The organism is Floridaenema fluviatile BLCC-F154 (genome assembly GCF_041929135.1).
Taxonomy (GTDB): Bacteria; Cyanobacteriota; Cyanobacteriia; order Cyanobacteriales; family Aerosakkonemataceae; genus Floridanema; species Floridanema fluviatile.
The window spans coordinates 184,503-200,862 of the sequence record NZ_JBHFNS010000084.1; the positions used below are offsets into that span (position 1 = coordinate 184,503).

Annotated in this window: 10 protein-coding genes; 5 read left to right on the top strand and 5 right to left on the bottom strand. The window is 37.7% G+C overall.

Going from position 1 to position 16,360, the window contains the following annotated elements:
• Positions 1-129 precede the first annotated feature (129 nt).
• Positions 130-3,141, top strand: a complete 3,012-nt coding sequence (locus ACE1B6_RS23425; RefSeq protein WP_413259685.1) for an ATP-binding protein — start codon at positions 130-132, stop codon at positions 3,139-3,141.
• A gap of 50 nt (positions 3,142-3,191) precedes the next feature.
• On the opposite strand, the gene ACE1B6_RS23430 is transcribed toward ACE1B6_RS23425, so the two are convergent.
• The 3 genes from ACE1B6_RS23430 to ACE1B6_RS23440 form a co-directional block, all read right to left on the bottom strand.
• The gene (locus ACE1B6_RS23430; RefSeq protein WP_413259686.1) at positions 3,192-3,530 is read right to left on the bottom strand and encodes a DUF760 domain-containing protein; all 339 of its coding nucleotides are present in this window, start codon (positions 3,528-3,530) and stop codon (positions 3,192-3,194) included.
• Between the two features lie 170 nt (positions 3,531-3,700).
• Complete coding sequence (locus ACE1B6_RS23435; RefSeq protein WP_413259687.1) at positions 3,701-4,690, bottom strand: DMT family transporter; 990 nt, start codon at positions 4,688-4,690, stop codon at positions 3,701-3,703.
• Positions 4,691-4,959: 269 nt separating this feature from the next.
• Complete coding sequence (locus ACE1B6_RS23440; protein WP_413259688.1) at positions 4,960-7,242, bottom strand: diguanylate cyclase domain-containing protein; 2,283 nt, start codon at positions 7,240-7,242, stop codon at positions 4,960-4,962.
• Between the two features lie 417 nt (positions 7,243-7,659).
• On the opposite strand from ACE1B6_RS23440, the gene ACE1B6_RS23445 reads away from it, so the two are divergent.
• From ACE1B6_RS23445 to ACE1B6_RS23455, 3 genes are all read left to right on the top strand, one after another.
• Positions 7,660-8,547, top strand: a complete 888-nt coding sequence (locus ACE1B6_RS23445; protein ID WP_413259689.1) for a hypothetical protein — start codon at positions 7,660-7,662, stop codon at positions 8,545-8,547.
• Positions 8,548-9,130: 583 nt separating this feature from the next.
• Positions 9,131-10,213, top strand: a complete 1,083-nt coding sequence (locus ACE1B6_RS23450) for a glycosyltransferase family 4 protein (RefSeq protein ID WP_413259690.1) — start codon at positions 9,131-9,133, stop codon at positions 10,211-10,213.
• Between the two features lie 332 nt (positions 10,214-10,545).
• On the top strand, positions 10,546-11,901 hold the full coding sequence (locus tag ACE1B6_RS23455) for a glycosyltransferase family 4 protein (RefSeq protein WP_459563090.1): 1,356 nt from the start codon (positions 10,546-10,548) through the stop codon (positions 11,899-11,901).
• Between the two features lie 63 nt (positions 11,902-11,964).
• Here the strand turns inward: ACE1B6_RS23455 and ACE1B6_RS23460 are convergent, their stop codons facing one another.
• A complete protein-coding gene (locus tag ACE1B6_RS23460) occupies positions 11,965-12,699 on the bottom strand; it encodes a phycocyanobilin:ferredoxin oxidoreductase (RefSeq protein WP_413259692.1) in 735 nt (244 codons plus the stop codon).
• Between the two features lie 77 nt (positions 12,700-12,776).
• On the opposite strand from ACE1B6_RS23460, the gene ACE1B6_RS23465 reads away from it, so the two are divergent.
• A complete protein-coding gene (locus tag ACE1B6_RS23465) occupies positions 12,777-14,189 on the top strand; it encodes a serine/threonine protein kinase (protein WP_413259693.1) in 1,413 nt (470 codons plus the stop codon).
• A 65-nt stretch (positions 14,190-14,254) separates the two neighbouring features.
• On the opposite strand, the gene ACE1B6_RS23470 is transcribed toward ACE1B6_RS23465, so the two are convergent.
• Positions 14,255-16,174, bottom strand: coding sequence for a hypothetical protein (locus tag ACE1B6_RS23470; RefSeq protein WP_413259694.1), 1,920 nt, complete (start codon positions 16,172-16,174; stop codon positions 14,255-14,257).
• Positions 16,175-16,360: the final 186 nt, after the last annotated feature.

The window sequence follows — 16,360 nt, forward strand, 5'->3', positions numbered from 1 at the left end:
TATTTACCGCTTTTGGTAGCTATTAAATAATATTCAATATAGCAGCTTCTACCCAAAAATTGTGTTAAAAAGTAATTATTGGTTTAATTTTATCTAGCAATAATATTTAGTGATTTGTTTTTGCTGAAAATGGATATTACAGAATTTGTTCCCCCGGAATTCGTTGATTTAACAAATTGCGATCGCGAAGCGATCCACATTCCTGGTCTAATCCAGCCTCATGGTATTTTGTTAACTCTTCAAGAACCAGATTTAATTATTCTCCAAGCTAGTCAAAATACAGCAGAATTTTTAGGAATTCCGGCAGCATCATTAATTAATCATAGTTTAGCTCAGTTCCTCAACCCAACCCAACTTAATCTACTAAAAGAATGCCTAAATACTGAAAATATAGAAATATATAATCCCCTGAATATTTCCTTGAGAATTTCTGATTCCACCAAAGACTTTGAATGTATAATTCATCGCCACGATGGAGTCTTAATTTTAGAGATGGAGAGAGCTTTAGTTAAAGATCAATTTTCTGCCCTCAGCTTTTATCATTTAGCTAAAGCAGCAATTATGAATATTAAAAGAGCCAGTAATTTTCCAGAAATGGCTGAATTATTAGCTCAAGAAGTTAGACAAATTACTGGGTACGATCGAGTAATGATTTACCAATTCGAGCCAGATGAAAGTGGTATAGTCATTGCGGAAAATAAACGAGAGGATTTAGAACCTTTCTTAGGTTTACATTATCCTGCCTCGGATATTCCCAAACAAGCCCGACAATTATACTATCAAAATTGGCTCCGATTAATCACCGATATAAACTATCAACCAGTACCAATTATTCCCCGAAATAATCCGCTGACAAATGCTCCCTTAGATTTAAGTTTCTCAGTATTGCGAAGCGTTTCGCCCATTCATATAGAATATCTGCAAAATATGGGAGTTGGAGCATCTTTATGTACTTCGTTAATTACGGACAAAAAACTTTGGGGATTAATAGTATGTCATCATTATTCGCCTCGCTACGTAAACTATGAAATTCGCAAAGTCTGTGAATTGCTGGGGCAAGTAATGTCCCTAGAAATCGTTAACAAACAGCAACAAGAATTTGAAAAATATACTGAAAAAATCAAGCTAATTCAAGAAGACCTAAAAAAAATATTGTTAGATAACAATGTCAATAATCAGATTTTCAACGAAAAGGGAAATAGCTTATTAGAACTAGTCAATGCTGATGGTGCGATTATTTACTTTGGGGATAATATAACTTTAATTGGCAAAACTCCAATCAAAGAAGACATCCAAAAATTAGTTAACTGGTTACAGAATTACAACCAACAAGAAATATTTCACATAAATTGCCTTTCCCAAGTTTATCCCCCAGCAAATAAAATCAAAGAATTAGCCAGTGGTTTACTCGCAATTTCTATCTTTGTCGATCGCATTTATTATCAAATAATTTGGTTAAGACCAGAAGTAATTCAAACAGTAAACTGGGCAGGAGATCCCAATAAACCTGTGAGAGTTGAAGATAATGGGATGATTAATCTTTCGCCCCGTCGTTCCTTTGAAATGTGGAAAGAGACAGTTAGAGAAAAATGTTTGCCGTGGAAACAAATCGAAATTGATGCTGCTGCCGAGTTACGAAATGCTTTAATGTTTGCTGTGTTAAAATTTTACCAATCAGCACTACAACAAGCAGCAGTTGAAGCCGAAGCAGCTAATCGTGCCAAAAGCCAATTTTTAGCGAAAATGAGTCACGAATTGCGAACTCCTCTGAATGCAATTTTAGGTTTTACCCAAGTGTTAGCCCAGCATTCTTTAAATCAAGAACAGCAAGAATATTTAGGAATTATTGGTCGGAGTGGCGAACATTTACTATCGCTAATTAATGATGTTTTAGAAGTTTCTAAAATTGAAGCGGGTTTGGTAACTTTTAATGAAAATTATTTTGATTTATCCCGTTTGTTAGATGGTTTGGAAGAAATGTTACAACTAAAGGCAAAATCAAAAAAATTGCACTTATTATTTCACCGGGAACCTGACTTGCCTCAATATGTGAAAACTGATGAAAGTAAATTGCGACAGGTATTGATTAATTTACTAGCCAATGCAATTAAATTTACCCAAGAAGGTACTGTACAATTGCGCGTAAAAATGATTGAAGATTCGCGTCAGTTTGACGCAGAAAGCTCAACAATTAAATGTCAAATTTTGTTTGAAGTAGAAGATAGCGGCCCAGGAATTAATGCAGAAGAAGTTAACCATTTGTTTGAGCCATTTTTTCAAAGTGAAACTGGCAGAAAATCAATGGAAGGAACGGGTTTAGGTTTACCTATTAGCCGCCAATTTGTGCAATTACTGGGAGGAGATATTAGTATTAATAGTCAATTAGGTAAAGGTACTACAGTCACATTTGATATTACTGTTAAAATTGGAATTACTAGCGATCGCCAACCAGAAACTCACCTCAATAAAGTCATTGCTTTAGCGCCAGAACAGCCAAATTATCGCATCTTAGTTGTAGAAGATAATCAGGAAAATCGTCAACTTTTAGATAAAGTATTAACCTCGGTTGGCTTTGAAGTCCGTGATGCAACTAACGGTAAAAAGGCGATCGATTTACTTACAACTTGGCAACCACATTTAATTTGGATGGATATGCGAATGCCGGGAATGGATGGATTAGAGGCAACCAAAAAAATTAGAGAGATTTGCCAAGAATCACAAAACTATACTCCCATAATTATTGCTTTGACTGCTAGTGCTTTTACTGAAGAGCGTGATCGAATTTTAAAAGCTGGTTGTGATGATTTCCTCAGTAAACCTTTCCGCATCCCCGAAATTTTTGCCAAAATGAGCAATCATTTAGGAGTCAAATATTTATATGAAGAACCAACCCCCAGTCAACAAACCCAAACAAGCAAAACTTCTTTAGATAGCGGGAAAAAATTAACAGCGGCTGACTTATCCATCATGTCTGCTGAATGGTTAGCACAACTAAATCACGCCGCTATTTGTGCCGATGACGAACAAATTTTGGAATTGATTGCAGAAATTCCCACCGAAAAAGTAGAATTAGCCGAAAAATTAACCCATTTGGTAAATAACTTTCAATTTGAAGAGATTACCGAATTAACCTGCCAATAACTTTTTCTCATCCCCAAATTGGGGAAATAATTAAAAGCTGTCTTTTCATCCTAGCTATCACTTTCACTGCTTTCTGTTGCAGCTTGCAAATATCTTTCAAAACCCATTCTTTGTTCGGCATTCCGCAGAAAGTAACCGCTCATCATTGCAGAAGCTAACAAGCGTCCCAAGTTTTCCTTGGAAGTAGTAATCATCACGCCGAAATGTTCCGGTGGTAAAGTTCCCAACATTCCTGTTAAGTTAGCTTCCATTACCTTCGCTGCTTCCGAAGAAGGTTTGGAAAGTTCAGTGATGATCTCTGGTTGCAGAGATTTTACATATTGCCAAAGCAAGTTGTTACCTTCAGAGTTGTCGAAGAATTCGGGGTTTTTGTGTGACACCTCGTTCATAAGTAGCATCCTGTCCGTTAATGTTTCGTAATCTAAATCTAACAAAGTACAAAACCTCCTTTCCAGTGAGTACAACCGAACCATTAGTACGGCTTCTTCTACTATCTAAGATGCTGAGAACTCTTGCTGTGACTGGCTTAGACAGACATCATAATTAAATTGCTTCTTGATTAGGAACTTTCTTCTTTAACCGCTGATTTGCTGAGTTGAGCAAAATATATCCCGGCTAAAACTACAGCAAAAGCAATCCAACTAGAAATACTTAATCGTTCCGAAAAGATCACCCAAGCTTGCAGAGAAGTGATTACTGGATCTAGAAGAAAGGCGATCGCAATAAATCCCGAAGACAACATATTTTGGCTATAAACAATTAACCCCTGACCAATAACTTGACAAACTAATGCTAAACCAATAACAAATAACCATCCTTGCCAAGAATCAGGAAAAAGTCGATCGCCAGTTAACCAAAGAATCGGTAAAGTTGCTAAAGTGGCGATCGCTGAACCCCAAAATAAAATTTTACTAGCAGTAAATTTAGTTCTCAGTTTTTCCACAATCAGCAAATATCCAGCTACTAAAATTGCCGAAATTACCGCTGCTAAATCTCCTTGAACTTTTCCAGTAGCAACTTGTAAATCCTCTAATTCAATTACAAAAACTCCACTTAAAGCGATCGCCATTCCCAAAATAAACTTGTTATCAAAATGCTTACCAAATAACAACCAAGCTAGCAAACAAGTAAAAAGTGGAGTCAGATTATGTAATACTGTTGATATTGCTACACTGGTTTGAGTAATTGACCAAGCCCAAAATAATTGAGCCGCTGCAAAACAAATCCCATATCCCAGAAATAACCAGATATATTTAGTAAAACTCTCGCTATTTTTGGCGGACTGTTCTTCTACTCGATCTGATGAACATCGACGGCGAATCGTTTGGATTCCATTGACTAATCCCAAGCTAGCAGTACTGATCCATAAACGATTAAATATGGTCGCATAAGGACTCAGTTCCGATTCGCTTAACTTAATAAAAATGGCAGCAAAGGATATGCCAACTATCCCAATAAATAAGGAGACAAGGGCTAACCAATTGGGGAAGGTTTGTGTGGTTTCAGCCTGTTGTCTCGCTAGTTCTAGTCTGATGGCTTTACTTGTCATTCTATTGATTCAATTTAGTAAACTTAGACGCAACAATTTGAACGATCGCTTCTGCAAATCACCTTTCGATGCGATCGCAAATTTCATGTTTCCCGCTTCAACTTTCAGGAGTCTGCTCCCTAACGGAAACCATAAGTATTATAAACAACAAATCTTTACTAAAAATTATAGTAACATTAATACTTACCTTTCTTACCTTTCCTACTTTTCCTACCTTTCTTACCTACCGCAGAAATTACCCTAACCCACCAATTTAAATAGGTAAAAGTTTATTCTTCCTTTTCTGCATAAATATTAGGTTGAATTATAGCTTTCAGAAACATTGATTGATGATTTTCAAACATATAATATTGAAAATTATTTCTCCCGTTTTTCTTAGCCTCGTACAAAGCGGAATCAGCATTTTTCAGTAAAGTATCCACATCTTCTCCATCTTCAGGATAAATAGCAATACCCACACTAGTACTAGTATTAATCTCTTGGTTTTCTAAATAAAAAGGTAACTTAAGCGCATCAATAATTCTTTGAGCCACCTTACCCGCATCATCTGCATGATTAATTTGACTCAGTAATATAGTAAACTCATCACCTCCCCAACGAGCTACCATATCTCCTTCGCGCAGACAACTTTTTAACCTTTCCGCAACATCTTGTAATAAGCGATCGCCCACAGCATGACCCAGAGTATCATTAATGATCTTAAAGCGGTCTAAATCAAGAAACATTACCGCAAATTTGTGCTGATGACTCGGAGCATTTTGCAAGGAAATAATCAGATTTTCATTAAACAAAGCCCGGTTTGGTAAAGTAGTCAACAAATCATGAAAAGCTTGATATTGAATCGTCGCCTCGGCTCTTTTACGTTCAGTAATATCTACCACAGTCCCTTCATAACCGATTAACTTTCCTTCACTATTGTATAAACCAGAAGCATTTTCCGAAATCCAAATTATACTGCGATCTTTGCGATAAACCTGTGACTCAAAACCCCAAATTGCCCCTTGTTCTTGAATTAAAAGCATGAACTCAGTCCGCCGATTAGGATCGACATAAAGTTGATGTTTAATATCAGTAAAATCTAACAACAACTCTTCTAAAGAATCATAACCATAAATCCGAGCCAACATCTGATTAGCAATTAAATATCTGCCATCCACAGAAGTTTGAAAAATCCCCTCCACCGCATTTTCAAAAATACTGCGATATTTACTTTCCGCCCTTCGTAATGCTTCTTCCGCCTGTTTGCGTTCCGTAATATCAATAATAATTCCTTCTAAACCGATCGCTTTACCTTGACTATCAAAAACTCCCCTACCCTTTTCCCATACCCACCTTTCTTCATCTAACTTAGTACAAATCCGATATTCGACTTGGTAGCCTTGCTTTTTAGCAATAGCCAAATCAAGAGCAATTAAAACTTTTGGTAAATCTGCTGGATGGATAATTTCGTAATAAAATCTGCCTTTTGCCAACAGTTCTTCAGTTTTATAACCAGTTAATTCCCAAGTATCTTTCCCAAAACATCTCTTTGACCAATCATGGTTATTACCAGCATAAAAAGTAATACCTGGTAATAAATCAATTGCTGTAGCTAGCTTTTGTTGATTTTTTGCTAATTCGGCTTCAGCTTGTTTTTGAGCAGTAATATTTTCCCAAATCCCAATCCAATACCTTCTCCCCGAAATGGTTAAATCAGAAAAGCGTGTATTAGTAATTAATTCTGTTCCATGTTTGGCAAAATTTCTTAACTCTTTTAAGTCAAAAAATTTATTACTTAAATCATCGGTGATTCTCTCCTCTGACAAACACTGATTAATCAGAGATAAATCTTTGCCAACCAACTCTTCTGGTACATAATCAAACATGGTACAAAATGAATTATTAACAAATAAAAGATTACCTCTTTCATCAGAAACAGTCACCCCTTCTGCTAAATTTTCGAGGACTCGATACTGAGTTTTTAATACTTCTTGGATTCTCTTTCTTTCAAATAATTTACCTAATTCATTGGTAATACTAGAAACTAAATCTATTAAATGGTAATCCTCTTCCCTAGATTTAAACATGAAAAATACTAGAACTGCTAAAACGTAGTCCTCCACTACAATAGGAATTGCTAATCCAGCTTTTAGCTCAGATTTTAAAGCCATTTCCATGCGGGGGAAAATTGCTTTTGGTGCTTGGGAAACATCGGGAATCCACTCTGGTTTTTTAGATAACCAAACTCGCCCAGGTAAACCCACATTTGGGGGAAATGTTAAAGCTTCACTGTATTTTCTAAATGATTCTAAATTGGCGCTACCGTACCAAACCAGGCTATATTCTAAAGCCGAACCATCCAGGCGAGGCATCCAAGCTTCACCGTAATTCCAACCTGTTAGTTCACACACTTGAGCCAAGGTTAATTTTAGGGCACTTTGGAAATCTACTGATTGAGCGATCGCCACAGTAATTGCTTGGCAAAATCGAGCTTCTTCAAGAGACATCGGTTCAGTAGAATCGTAGTACATGACGTATGAATAAGAACTGGGATTTAAGGTAGTAAAAATCATTAGGCATTAGCCTTATCAGGCGAGAAAAACTGAATTAACATCACAATTTTTGAGAATCAATTCATACCTCTATTGCTGCGTTATAGAACTAGACATACTAAAAAGTCGATCCAATTAGGTGATATTGTAGATTGTAAACAAATAATGTTTTGTTCTCTCACTAGAATGTAATAGTCTCATTATATTTGCTCTAAATCGCAGGGATTACTCTTGGTTTTTGGTAAACAATATGTTATTGCTAGACATAGCTTGCCTCTAGTCTGATGAGGTGTACGTTACCTTGGCTAAATAGGTGCAATTTTCAGTGAAAATACTGATGTATTTATATTTCTTTACTTTCATTGACTTTGTTGATGCAATTACCTCTTTGACGGGCATTCTATATGTAGATACCTAGTTCCCAGTAGGATTAGACTAATGCCAGTTTCAATTATTCTCGTAGATCCCCTGTTAGCACAAACCCCCGCCAAAAAGCCTAATCCCACCGATTCATCATCAGTTGATATTTGGATGGGACTCTCTGGAGGTTTAGTTTTAGTGCTACTAGCTTTGGGGATATATTCCAAGGTTCAGATAGATAAATTGCATAAAAAGATTAGATTTGAAGATTTTCGCATCAAAGAACTGGACAAAAAATTAAAGTTAGCACTGGAAACGATTCGCAAGATGGAAACTAATCCAGACTTGGTTTATTCCAGGGAGTTCAACTTAGATTATTTGCGAATGCGGATGGCAGAAGAGGTATTTCACTTTGCCATTGTTAATCAAATCAAGGTGAAAGTGAAGGAAAAAATTGCTGTCGCTCTCCGGCCCAACCAAGCTCAACAAACAGCTGTTGGTATTGCTAGCGTTTCGGGAAGACAAGTTGATGAAATTTTCGATGTTGAGTATGTTCCAGTAGAAGGGGTAAAAGCGAAAAAAGCTGTATTGTTCCGAATTCAAATTCGGCTGATGAAATTACCCACTCAAGCTACTTCTGCCACCATCAATCAAATTATTGACTGTATCGAAACTTTCTTGAGTCCTAGTGATGAGACTGATAATTGGCAACCGACAATTCAAGGTCGGATCGTTCACATGGAATGGGATCAAAAAGCTAAACCCACACCACTGTTAGTGTTAGAGCAATCTAATGATGGTGTTAATGTTAGCTTTGCCACTCGTAGAGACGTACCCAAACCCGCAGGTGGAGGAGCGCCAACCCCGCCGCCACCACCACCACCAATGAGACGACCTCCAGCCCCCCCAGGAGCTAAGGCAGCTAAACCTGGTGCTAAACCAGCTAACAAAACAACAAAAAAATGAATTTTCCTAGATTTATTTAGGTGTTTACCAGAGGTAAACACCCCGCCCTATAGAGGGCGGAACTTTCAGTAGCCTTAAATTTAATGCGAGTGATTAATTTTGTTCCCTAATCCCACTGTTTCCAGAAGCTTAATAGCTCGATCGAGAAGTAGTATTTACCGAACCCGACCTACAGTAAAATTAGGGTTCATCTTTATCGATCGAAAAATTAACTTTATATTGCTTACCTCCTCAAGAGGTTTTGACCTTAATTTCCAGTAGTTTCACAATCATACAAGCTCTTCATTATCCCGCCGATCTCGCTAATTTTATTTAGTTTTATCCCAGAAGAAAAGTGGCGACAAGGGTAAAAGTGGAAAAAAAACTGTCAAATCAAATACATTTTTTTGCCGTGAGAGATAGGGATTTCCCTACTTGGGTGATTAGCAAAGAAGCGATTTGAAAATATAAAATTCAGGTTAAATTCTCGCAGAAGCTTGGTGCTTAACCCTAATTTTAGTGCAAGTGAGTCGCTTGATAGCACTCCGAACTCAAGAAAGCAGGCGCTTCTAACTATAAATTTTCGATTTTTAGGAGGTTTGTTATGCGGATTGCTCAGGTTGCCCCACTCTGGGAAAGAGTGCCACCACCAGCATACGGCGGGATTGAATTAGTAGTTAGTCTGTTGACTGATGAACTAGTTCGGCGTGGACATGAAGTCACCCTATTTGCATCAGGAGATTCTCTTAGTCTGGCTAAGATTGAATCAGTGCATCCTCGTGCGATTAGACTCGATCCGAATGTGAAGGAATACAGCATTTATGAAATGCTGCAACTCAGTCAGGTGTATCAACGAGCATCTGAATTTGATATCATTCATTCCCATGTAGGTCATCCGGCATTACCTTATGCCAAACTGGTGAAAACTCCCACTGTTCATACATTGCATGGAATTTTTACTTACGATCACGAAAAAATCTTTACCCATGCCAAAGAACAGCCTTACATCAGTATTTCCCACACCCAAAAAGAACCTAGATTAGGATTGAACTATGTAGCAAATGTTTACAACGGAATTGACGTTGATAGTCATAAGTTTTATCCCCAACCCGATCGACCGCCTTATTTAGCTTTTTTAGGTCGGATGTCGCCAGAAAAAGGGCCACATCATGCGATCGCTATTGCTAAAGCTGTAGGTTTACCACTAAAAATGGCAGGTAAAGTTGATGCGGTTGATGCGGAATATTTTGAAACCGAAATTAAACCACACATTGACGGCGAACAAATTCAATATTCAGGAGAAGCAAATCACATTCAAAAGAATCAATTAATGGGTAGAGCACTGGCAACGCTATTCCCAATTACTTGGCGCGAACCTTTTGGCTTAGTAATGGTTGAATCTATGGCAGCTGGGACACCAGTAGTTGCCATCAATTTAGGTTCAACTTCCGAAGTTATTGCCGATGGTAAGACAGGTTTCTTGTGCAACGATGTGGCAGAATGTGTTGAGGCTGTGAAAAAGATTGAAAAAATCGATCGCCAAGCTTGCCGAGAACACATTGCCAACAACTTCAGCGTCAAACAAATGACCGATGGTTACGAAGCAGTTTATCAACAAATTTTAACCGGAAGATTTGAACATCAAAACGGACATTTACATATACCAGTTTTAAGCGAGACAAATTAGTGAGGGTAAACCTGTAATTTTACCGAACTCTTTTGCGAGATTTCTGGAATTAATAGCACCAAATTTTCAGCGTTTTTAGCGACTTCTAATAAATTTGACCTGCAAACTTGCACTAAATTTTTGCAAAGTCATTTATCAATAATGATTCTTTAAATTGTGTTCCCTGTTCATTACCAGATCGGGTAATGAACTAAGGATCTCTATTGATCGATGACTAACCACTTAATGACTAAAGAGGTGAAGTCATGACTAAAATTTCTTTACAGTCCTCTGCCAACAATTCTCAAGGTAAATCTTCCTTACCGCCAAAAACTCATTTTGCAGCTACAAACATCGATGTTCCTTCCCGCCAAGCGATCGCCTTAATTTCCGATCATGGCGATCCCGCTGCGGAAATTGGCAAAGAAGAAGCAGGCGGTCAAAATGTGTATGTGCGTCAAGTGGGTGAAGCTTTAGCCAAATTAGGTTGGCAAGTGGATATGTTCACTCGCAAAGTACACCCGGAAGATGCAACCATTGTGCAACATTCGCCTCATTGTCGCACAATTCGCTTAGTTGCAGGGCCACAGGAGTTTGTGCCGCGCGATCGCTTACTGGAATATATGCCCGAATTTGTTGAGGCATTCCAAAAATTTCAAGTCAAAGAAGGCACAAATTATCCCTTAGTTCATACTAATTATTGGCTTTCTGCTTGGATCGGTTTGCGCTTACAAGAACGCAGCAACATTCAACTAATTCACACCTATCATTCCCTTGGCGCAGTCAAGTATCAAGCTACAGGGAAAAAACCACCAATTGCGGAAACTAGATTAGCAGTTGAAAAGCAAATTTTACAACAAGCAAACTGCATTGTTGCTACCAGTCCCCAAGAAGAAGAAACTCTCCGCAGCTTAGTTTCTCAAGCAGGTAATATTGAAGTGATTCCTTGCGGTACAGACATTGAAAACTTCCGTGTTACTATGCCGAAAGCAGATGCCAGGGCAAAACTAGGTTTCGATCCTCATGAACAAATTGTTTTATATGTGGGACGTTTCGATCGACGGAAAGGAATTGAAACTTTAGTCCGTGCTTGCGCCCAACTAAAAGGCAAAATTGAAAACCAAGAATCAGAAGCTTTACATCCTTACGCTAACCTAAAATTAGTGATTGTTGGTGGTAGCGAACCAGACCAATCAGACGGTTTAGAAAGAGAGAGAATTGCAGGTATTGTCCAAGAATTAGGAATAGCAAACAATACCATTTTTGCCGGAAGAATTGGTCACGATCTCTTACCTTTGTATTACACTGCTGCTGATGTTTGTGTGATTCCCAGTCATTACGAACCCTTTGGTTTAGTAGCAATTGAAGCAATGGCTTGTGGTACGCCTGTGGTTGCTTCTGATGTGGGAGGTTTGCGGTTTACAGTGATGCCAGAAGAAACTGGGTTGTTAGTTTCGCCGCAAAATGTGGATGGTTTTGCTGGGGCGATCGATCGCATTTTAGCCGATGAAATTTGGGCACAAAAACTCCGCAAACAAGCATCATTAAGAGTACAACAAAACTTTAGTTGGACGGGTGTAGCAATTCAACTTAGCGACCTCTATCGTCGTTTATTAGCACAATCTTTGATTCACCCATCTTTCTATCATGCTCAGTTACCAATTCAACCATCTGTAACTGTTGGTAAGAGTCTAGTTAAAGCATCTTAAAGCAGATGTAGAGACGTTGTATACAACGTCTCTACAATTTTAGGTTCTAACCTCCAAAAACAACTAAACAAAATCAAATAAAACCGTAGTCATGTAACGTTCCGCCCAATCATTACCAAAAGCTTTTTCTAAAACTCTGCGGGTTTTATCATTTTTTTGTTGTTTTGTGCAGTAATAACGTTGACCTTTTAAAATTTCCTCACGACGTTGTTCGTCAACAGGTTGGGCAATGCTTGCTTGCTGACAGTGAATAGTTAAAAAGTCCCGAACTCTAGTTAAAAACTGTGTTTCTTCCTCTGGATTTCCCGGACGAATAAATAAACAAAATTCGGAAAAAATATCGCCCCATTCTGGTAAATCTCGCGGTTGGGAAAAGTCGATCGCAGGCAACCCAGAAAGAGCATTTCTGTAGTTTTCTGGTAAACTCAGATCGGGGTTAGTTGAAGACAGATCGACGATCGCCGCACTGATTTGTCCCCTACCGCCCACTAAGTCTGTACCAAACATTGGTAAAGCATATTCGGGATGGGGAAACATTACGCAATGTAAAATGTCTAACGAATTCCCCACTTTCGCCAATTCTAAGTGCATTTTGCGAAATTGCGGACTTTGGTAGCAACGGTTTTCGATCGTCAGTTTTTCCCCCTCCAGTCGCCCTTCCACATATCCCAAATCTTCTGGGAGATGATACGCTTCCAATTGTAAGTATTGTTCCCAAGTGGACTCAATACAATCAGCCAGTTGGCGAATTAAAGAGTGTTGTTGTTCCCGCAGGGAAGATTTTACAGTTTGTAACATTATTCGGTTAATAAAAAGTTCAACATTTCAGCCTTGCTTCAGAATAGAACGAAAAGAGACAACATTGGAAGTAAAAAATGTTTGATACAGTCTGGGAAGAACGTTACGAAATTCGCCAACAACTAGGAAAAAAAGCCGGACGCAGGACTTTGCTGGCTTGCGATCGGCAAAATCAAGAATTAGTGGTAATTAAGCTACTAACTTTCAGTAATGATTTGGAATGGGATGATTTAAAGTTATTTGAACGAGAAGCAAAAACATTAAAAAGCCTATCTCATCCAGCTATTCCTCAGTATTTAGACTATTTTGAAGTAAACTCACCAAATCACAAAGGATTTGCCTTAGTCCAAACTTATATTCCGGCTAATTCCCTAGAAGAACACCTAAAAGCTGGCAGAACTTTTACCGAAAGCGAAGTTAAGGAAATTGCCCAAGATATTTTAGCAATCTTGACTTATTTACATCGACATCAACCACCAATAATTCACCGAGATATTAAACCAAGTAACATTCTTTTGACTAATAGTTCTAAGAGTGGTAAAAGCGAAGTTTATTTAGTAGATTTTGGCTCAGTACAAACTCTCGCCGCCAGAGAATCTGCAACAATCACAGTAGTAGGAACTTACGGCTATATGCCACCAGAACAATTTGGCGGTAGGGCAGTTCCCGCTTCCGATCTTTACAGTTTAGGGGCAACTTTAATTTATTTAGTTACAGGTACTCATCCAGCGGATTTACCCCAAACAGATTTAAGAATTGAATTTGAGCGATTTGCTAACATTAATCCGGGCTTTTCACGCTGGTTAAAATGGATGACAGAACCGAGTTTAAATCGGCGGTTAACTTCTGCGGAAGCAGCATTAAAAGCTTTGGAAAACCCTTTAACTCAAAATAGTATTTTTTTAATTACTAAAAAGCCTTCAGGTAGCAAAGTTATTTTAAATAAAAAAGCTAATTTTTTAGATATAAATATTTTTGAATCAGGTGTAAAACCGCACATTGTATTTTTGATTTTATTTGCGATCGCCTGGAATTCCGGCATATTTTTGTGGACAATTACAGCCCTTTTTACTTCTCCTTGGGGGATTAATATTTTCTTTGTCTTATTCTCCTTACCTTTTTGGGGAGTTGGTATTGGCATGATCTTAGAAGTACTGTTTAGTTTTTTTGGTAAAACAGTTTTAAATATCAACCAACAACGAATTTCTCTAGCTTACAAATTATTTGGCTTTAAATTAAGTTTTCGTCCCGGAATGTCTGCTTTAATTGGCTCTAAATATAATTCTTGTTCCATGCCGAAACAAGATATCGACAAATTAGAATTAGTATACTTAGCTGAAGGTGTTCCTTGGGCGATCGCAATTTGGGCAGGAATGCGCGAATGTCAGTTTGGACACGGCTTAACTCCACCAGAAATCGAATGGCTTGCCGCTGAACTAAGCGAATGGTTAAACTTACCAATTCAACCCAAAAAATTACCCAGCGAATAACCGTCCGTTGTAGCGAATTCAGTCTTACTAAGAGAGAAAAGTAGGACTAAAGTCCAACAACATACCTAAGAATTTTGTTCAGAACTTACAGAAGTTCGATTTGCAGAAGAGGGCGGTTTATTACCTGTATTGCGAACATTTACCACCTTACTTAGCAAATCAAACCAGAAAGAAGCTCCCATCGAAATGGCGACAGCTGTAACCAACCATCCAATTAAGAACGAAAGCCCTACTAACCATTTTCCTGAAGTTGCTATCATCACCAAAATAGCCGTCGGAACAAAATAATTTTTATTTTTATTAAGAGCTTCTTTGTCTTTTCTCTGGGCTTCTTGATTGATTTTAGCAGGATTATCTTTTTTTAGTTTTGCCGCAACTGGGTTGTTAATATTACCTACATTCGAGGCTATATCTGTTTTACTAATTTTAATACAAGTATCGAATAGTTTATCCCAATCATCTCTATTATCCTGAGAATTTTTTCCCGGTAATGGACAACTCAATTGTTGACCTAATACACGCGGATTCCAACCTATAGGCAATCCCAGTTGCTCATCTAAAATTTCCGAAACTTCTTTTTTGCGATCGCCCACGTTCAAATTTTGATTTTCTGAGATAAGCGTGTTTGCTCTTTGTACTACTGTCTGTCTTAATTCTTCGTCGTATGCCAATCGATTGGCAATATAAATAGAGTTAGAATTGGTCACAATGGCTAATCCAAAGCCGATTAATAAACTAATTCCTTTTGCATTCCGCTTATAAACTCCTGATGAGCGATCCATCGATCGATCGAACCACATTTCAATTTCTTTTTCTAGCTGATTAACTTCATTTTCAGTGCGATCGATCTTCGTTCTAGTTCGTTTAACCAGAGAAGCAATACTTTGTTTCACAGAGCCAGGAATAAAAGGCAAATCAACATCTGCATAATTAATTACTAAAGCTCGGTAGTATTGGCGAAATGTTTGTCCTAGTCTACTCAACTCCCATTCAAGTTGATCTGGATTTTGGTTCAGTTCTACAATTTTATTTCTCAGTTCATTTGTGAATTTTGTCAAGGCTTCTTCATGATTATTAGCGATCGGCTTTTCATTAATTTCGCTATTAACCGCAGAATCAACTAATCCTTCTTCGCTAATTTCACTATTAGCCGTAGAATCAATCAATTCTGCTTCATTATTGACAATATTAGGAACAGGTGAGAAAAATTCATCAACTATATTTGCCAGATTTCCTTGCTCGTTGGAATTCTGGGAACTAGGCTCTTGATTAACTCGTAAAAATACCACAAAAATAGCCATTAGCAGTATAACAACAGCTATTCCTCCCCAAAACGAACTAATAAAATTTGCCAAGAAAGGAGAAATATATTTCCAAGTAGTAGCCAGGAAAATGCCAATAATAAAAACAGGCAAAAAAGTATATTTCCATCTATCTTTCCGGCTCGATTTCAAGAATAGCTTAGAACCCAGTAATTTTCGACCTTCTTCACCAAAACCTTGCTTAAAAGCCTCTAAATTAGGATTACCTTTACTTTTTCCCTTGATTATCTTAATAATCTCCTCATATATCTTAGACAAGGACATACCTAATTTAGGTTCAGAGTTAATCGAATTAGATAACCAAAAATTTTGATACTCTTGGGAATTTAAAAGCTCTTCCTTTGTCAAAAAATTTACTTGATTATTACCACTAATTATCTTAATATTTGCATCTAACAGTAACAAAAACCTTTGCAGATCGTTAACAGCTGCGCTACATCTTTTTTCCTGATAGGTTTTAAATTTATCCTGATATGCTTGGTAAGTTACACTAGTTTGATTGACCAAATCTGCTAGTTCTTTAACTGTAAGCTTTAGACCAGCATTTGCGATCGCTAATTCATTCTGCGTTCCAAATAACCCTTGCTTCCAAATAGTTAATTTTTCCTTTTGCGCTTTTTCAACTGGTAATTCATCAATAAACTTATCAACTTGAAGCGACATTCTATCTATTGCCCTATTCAGAGTAATTTCACCATTACTAAACTGCTCTTGACACTCTCCCGTTAAGCTAACGCTTTACGGTGTGATTCTTGTTTCTTAGAACAACGCTTTTTAGCAGGATTGCTAACGAGTCTTACTTGCTCTCCACAAGCTTGAAATTCGGTATGCCCTACCGTATTTGTTGAG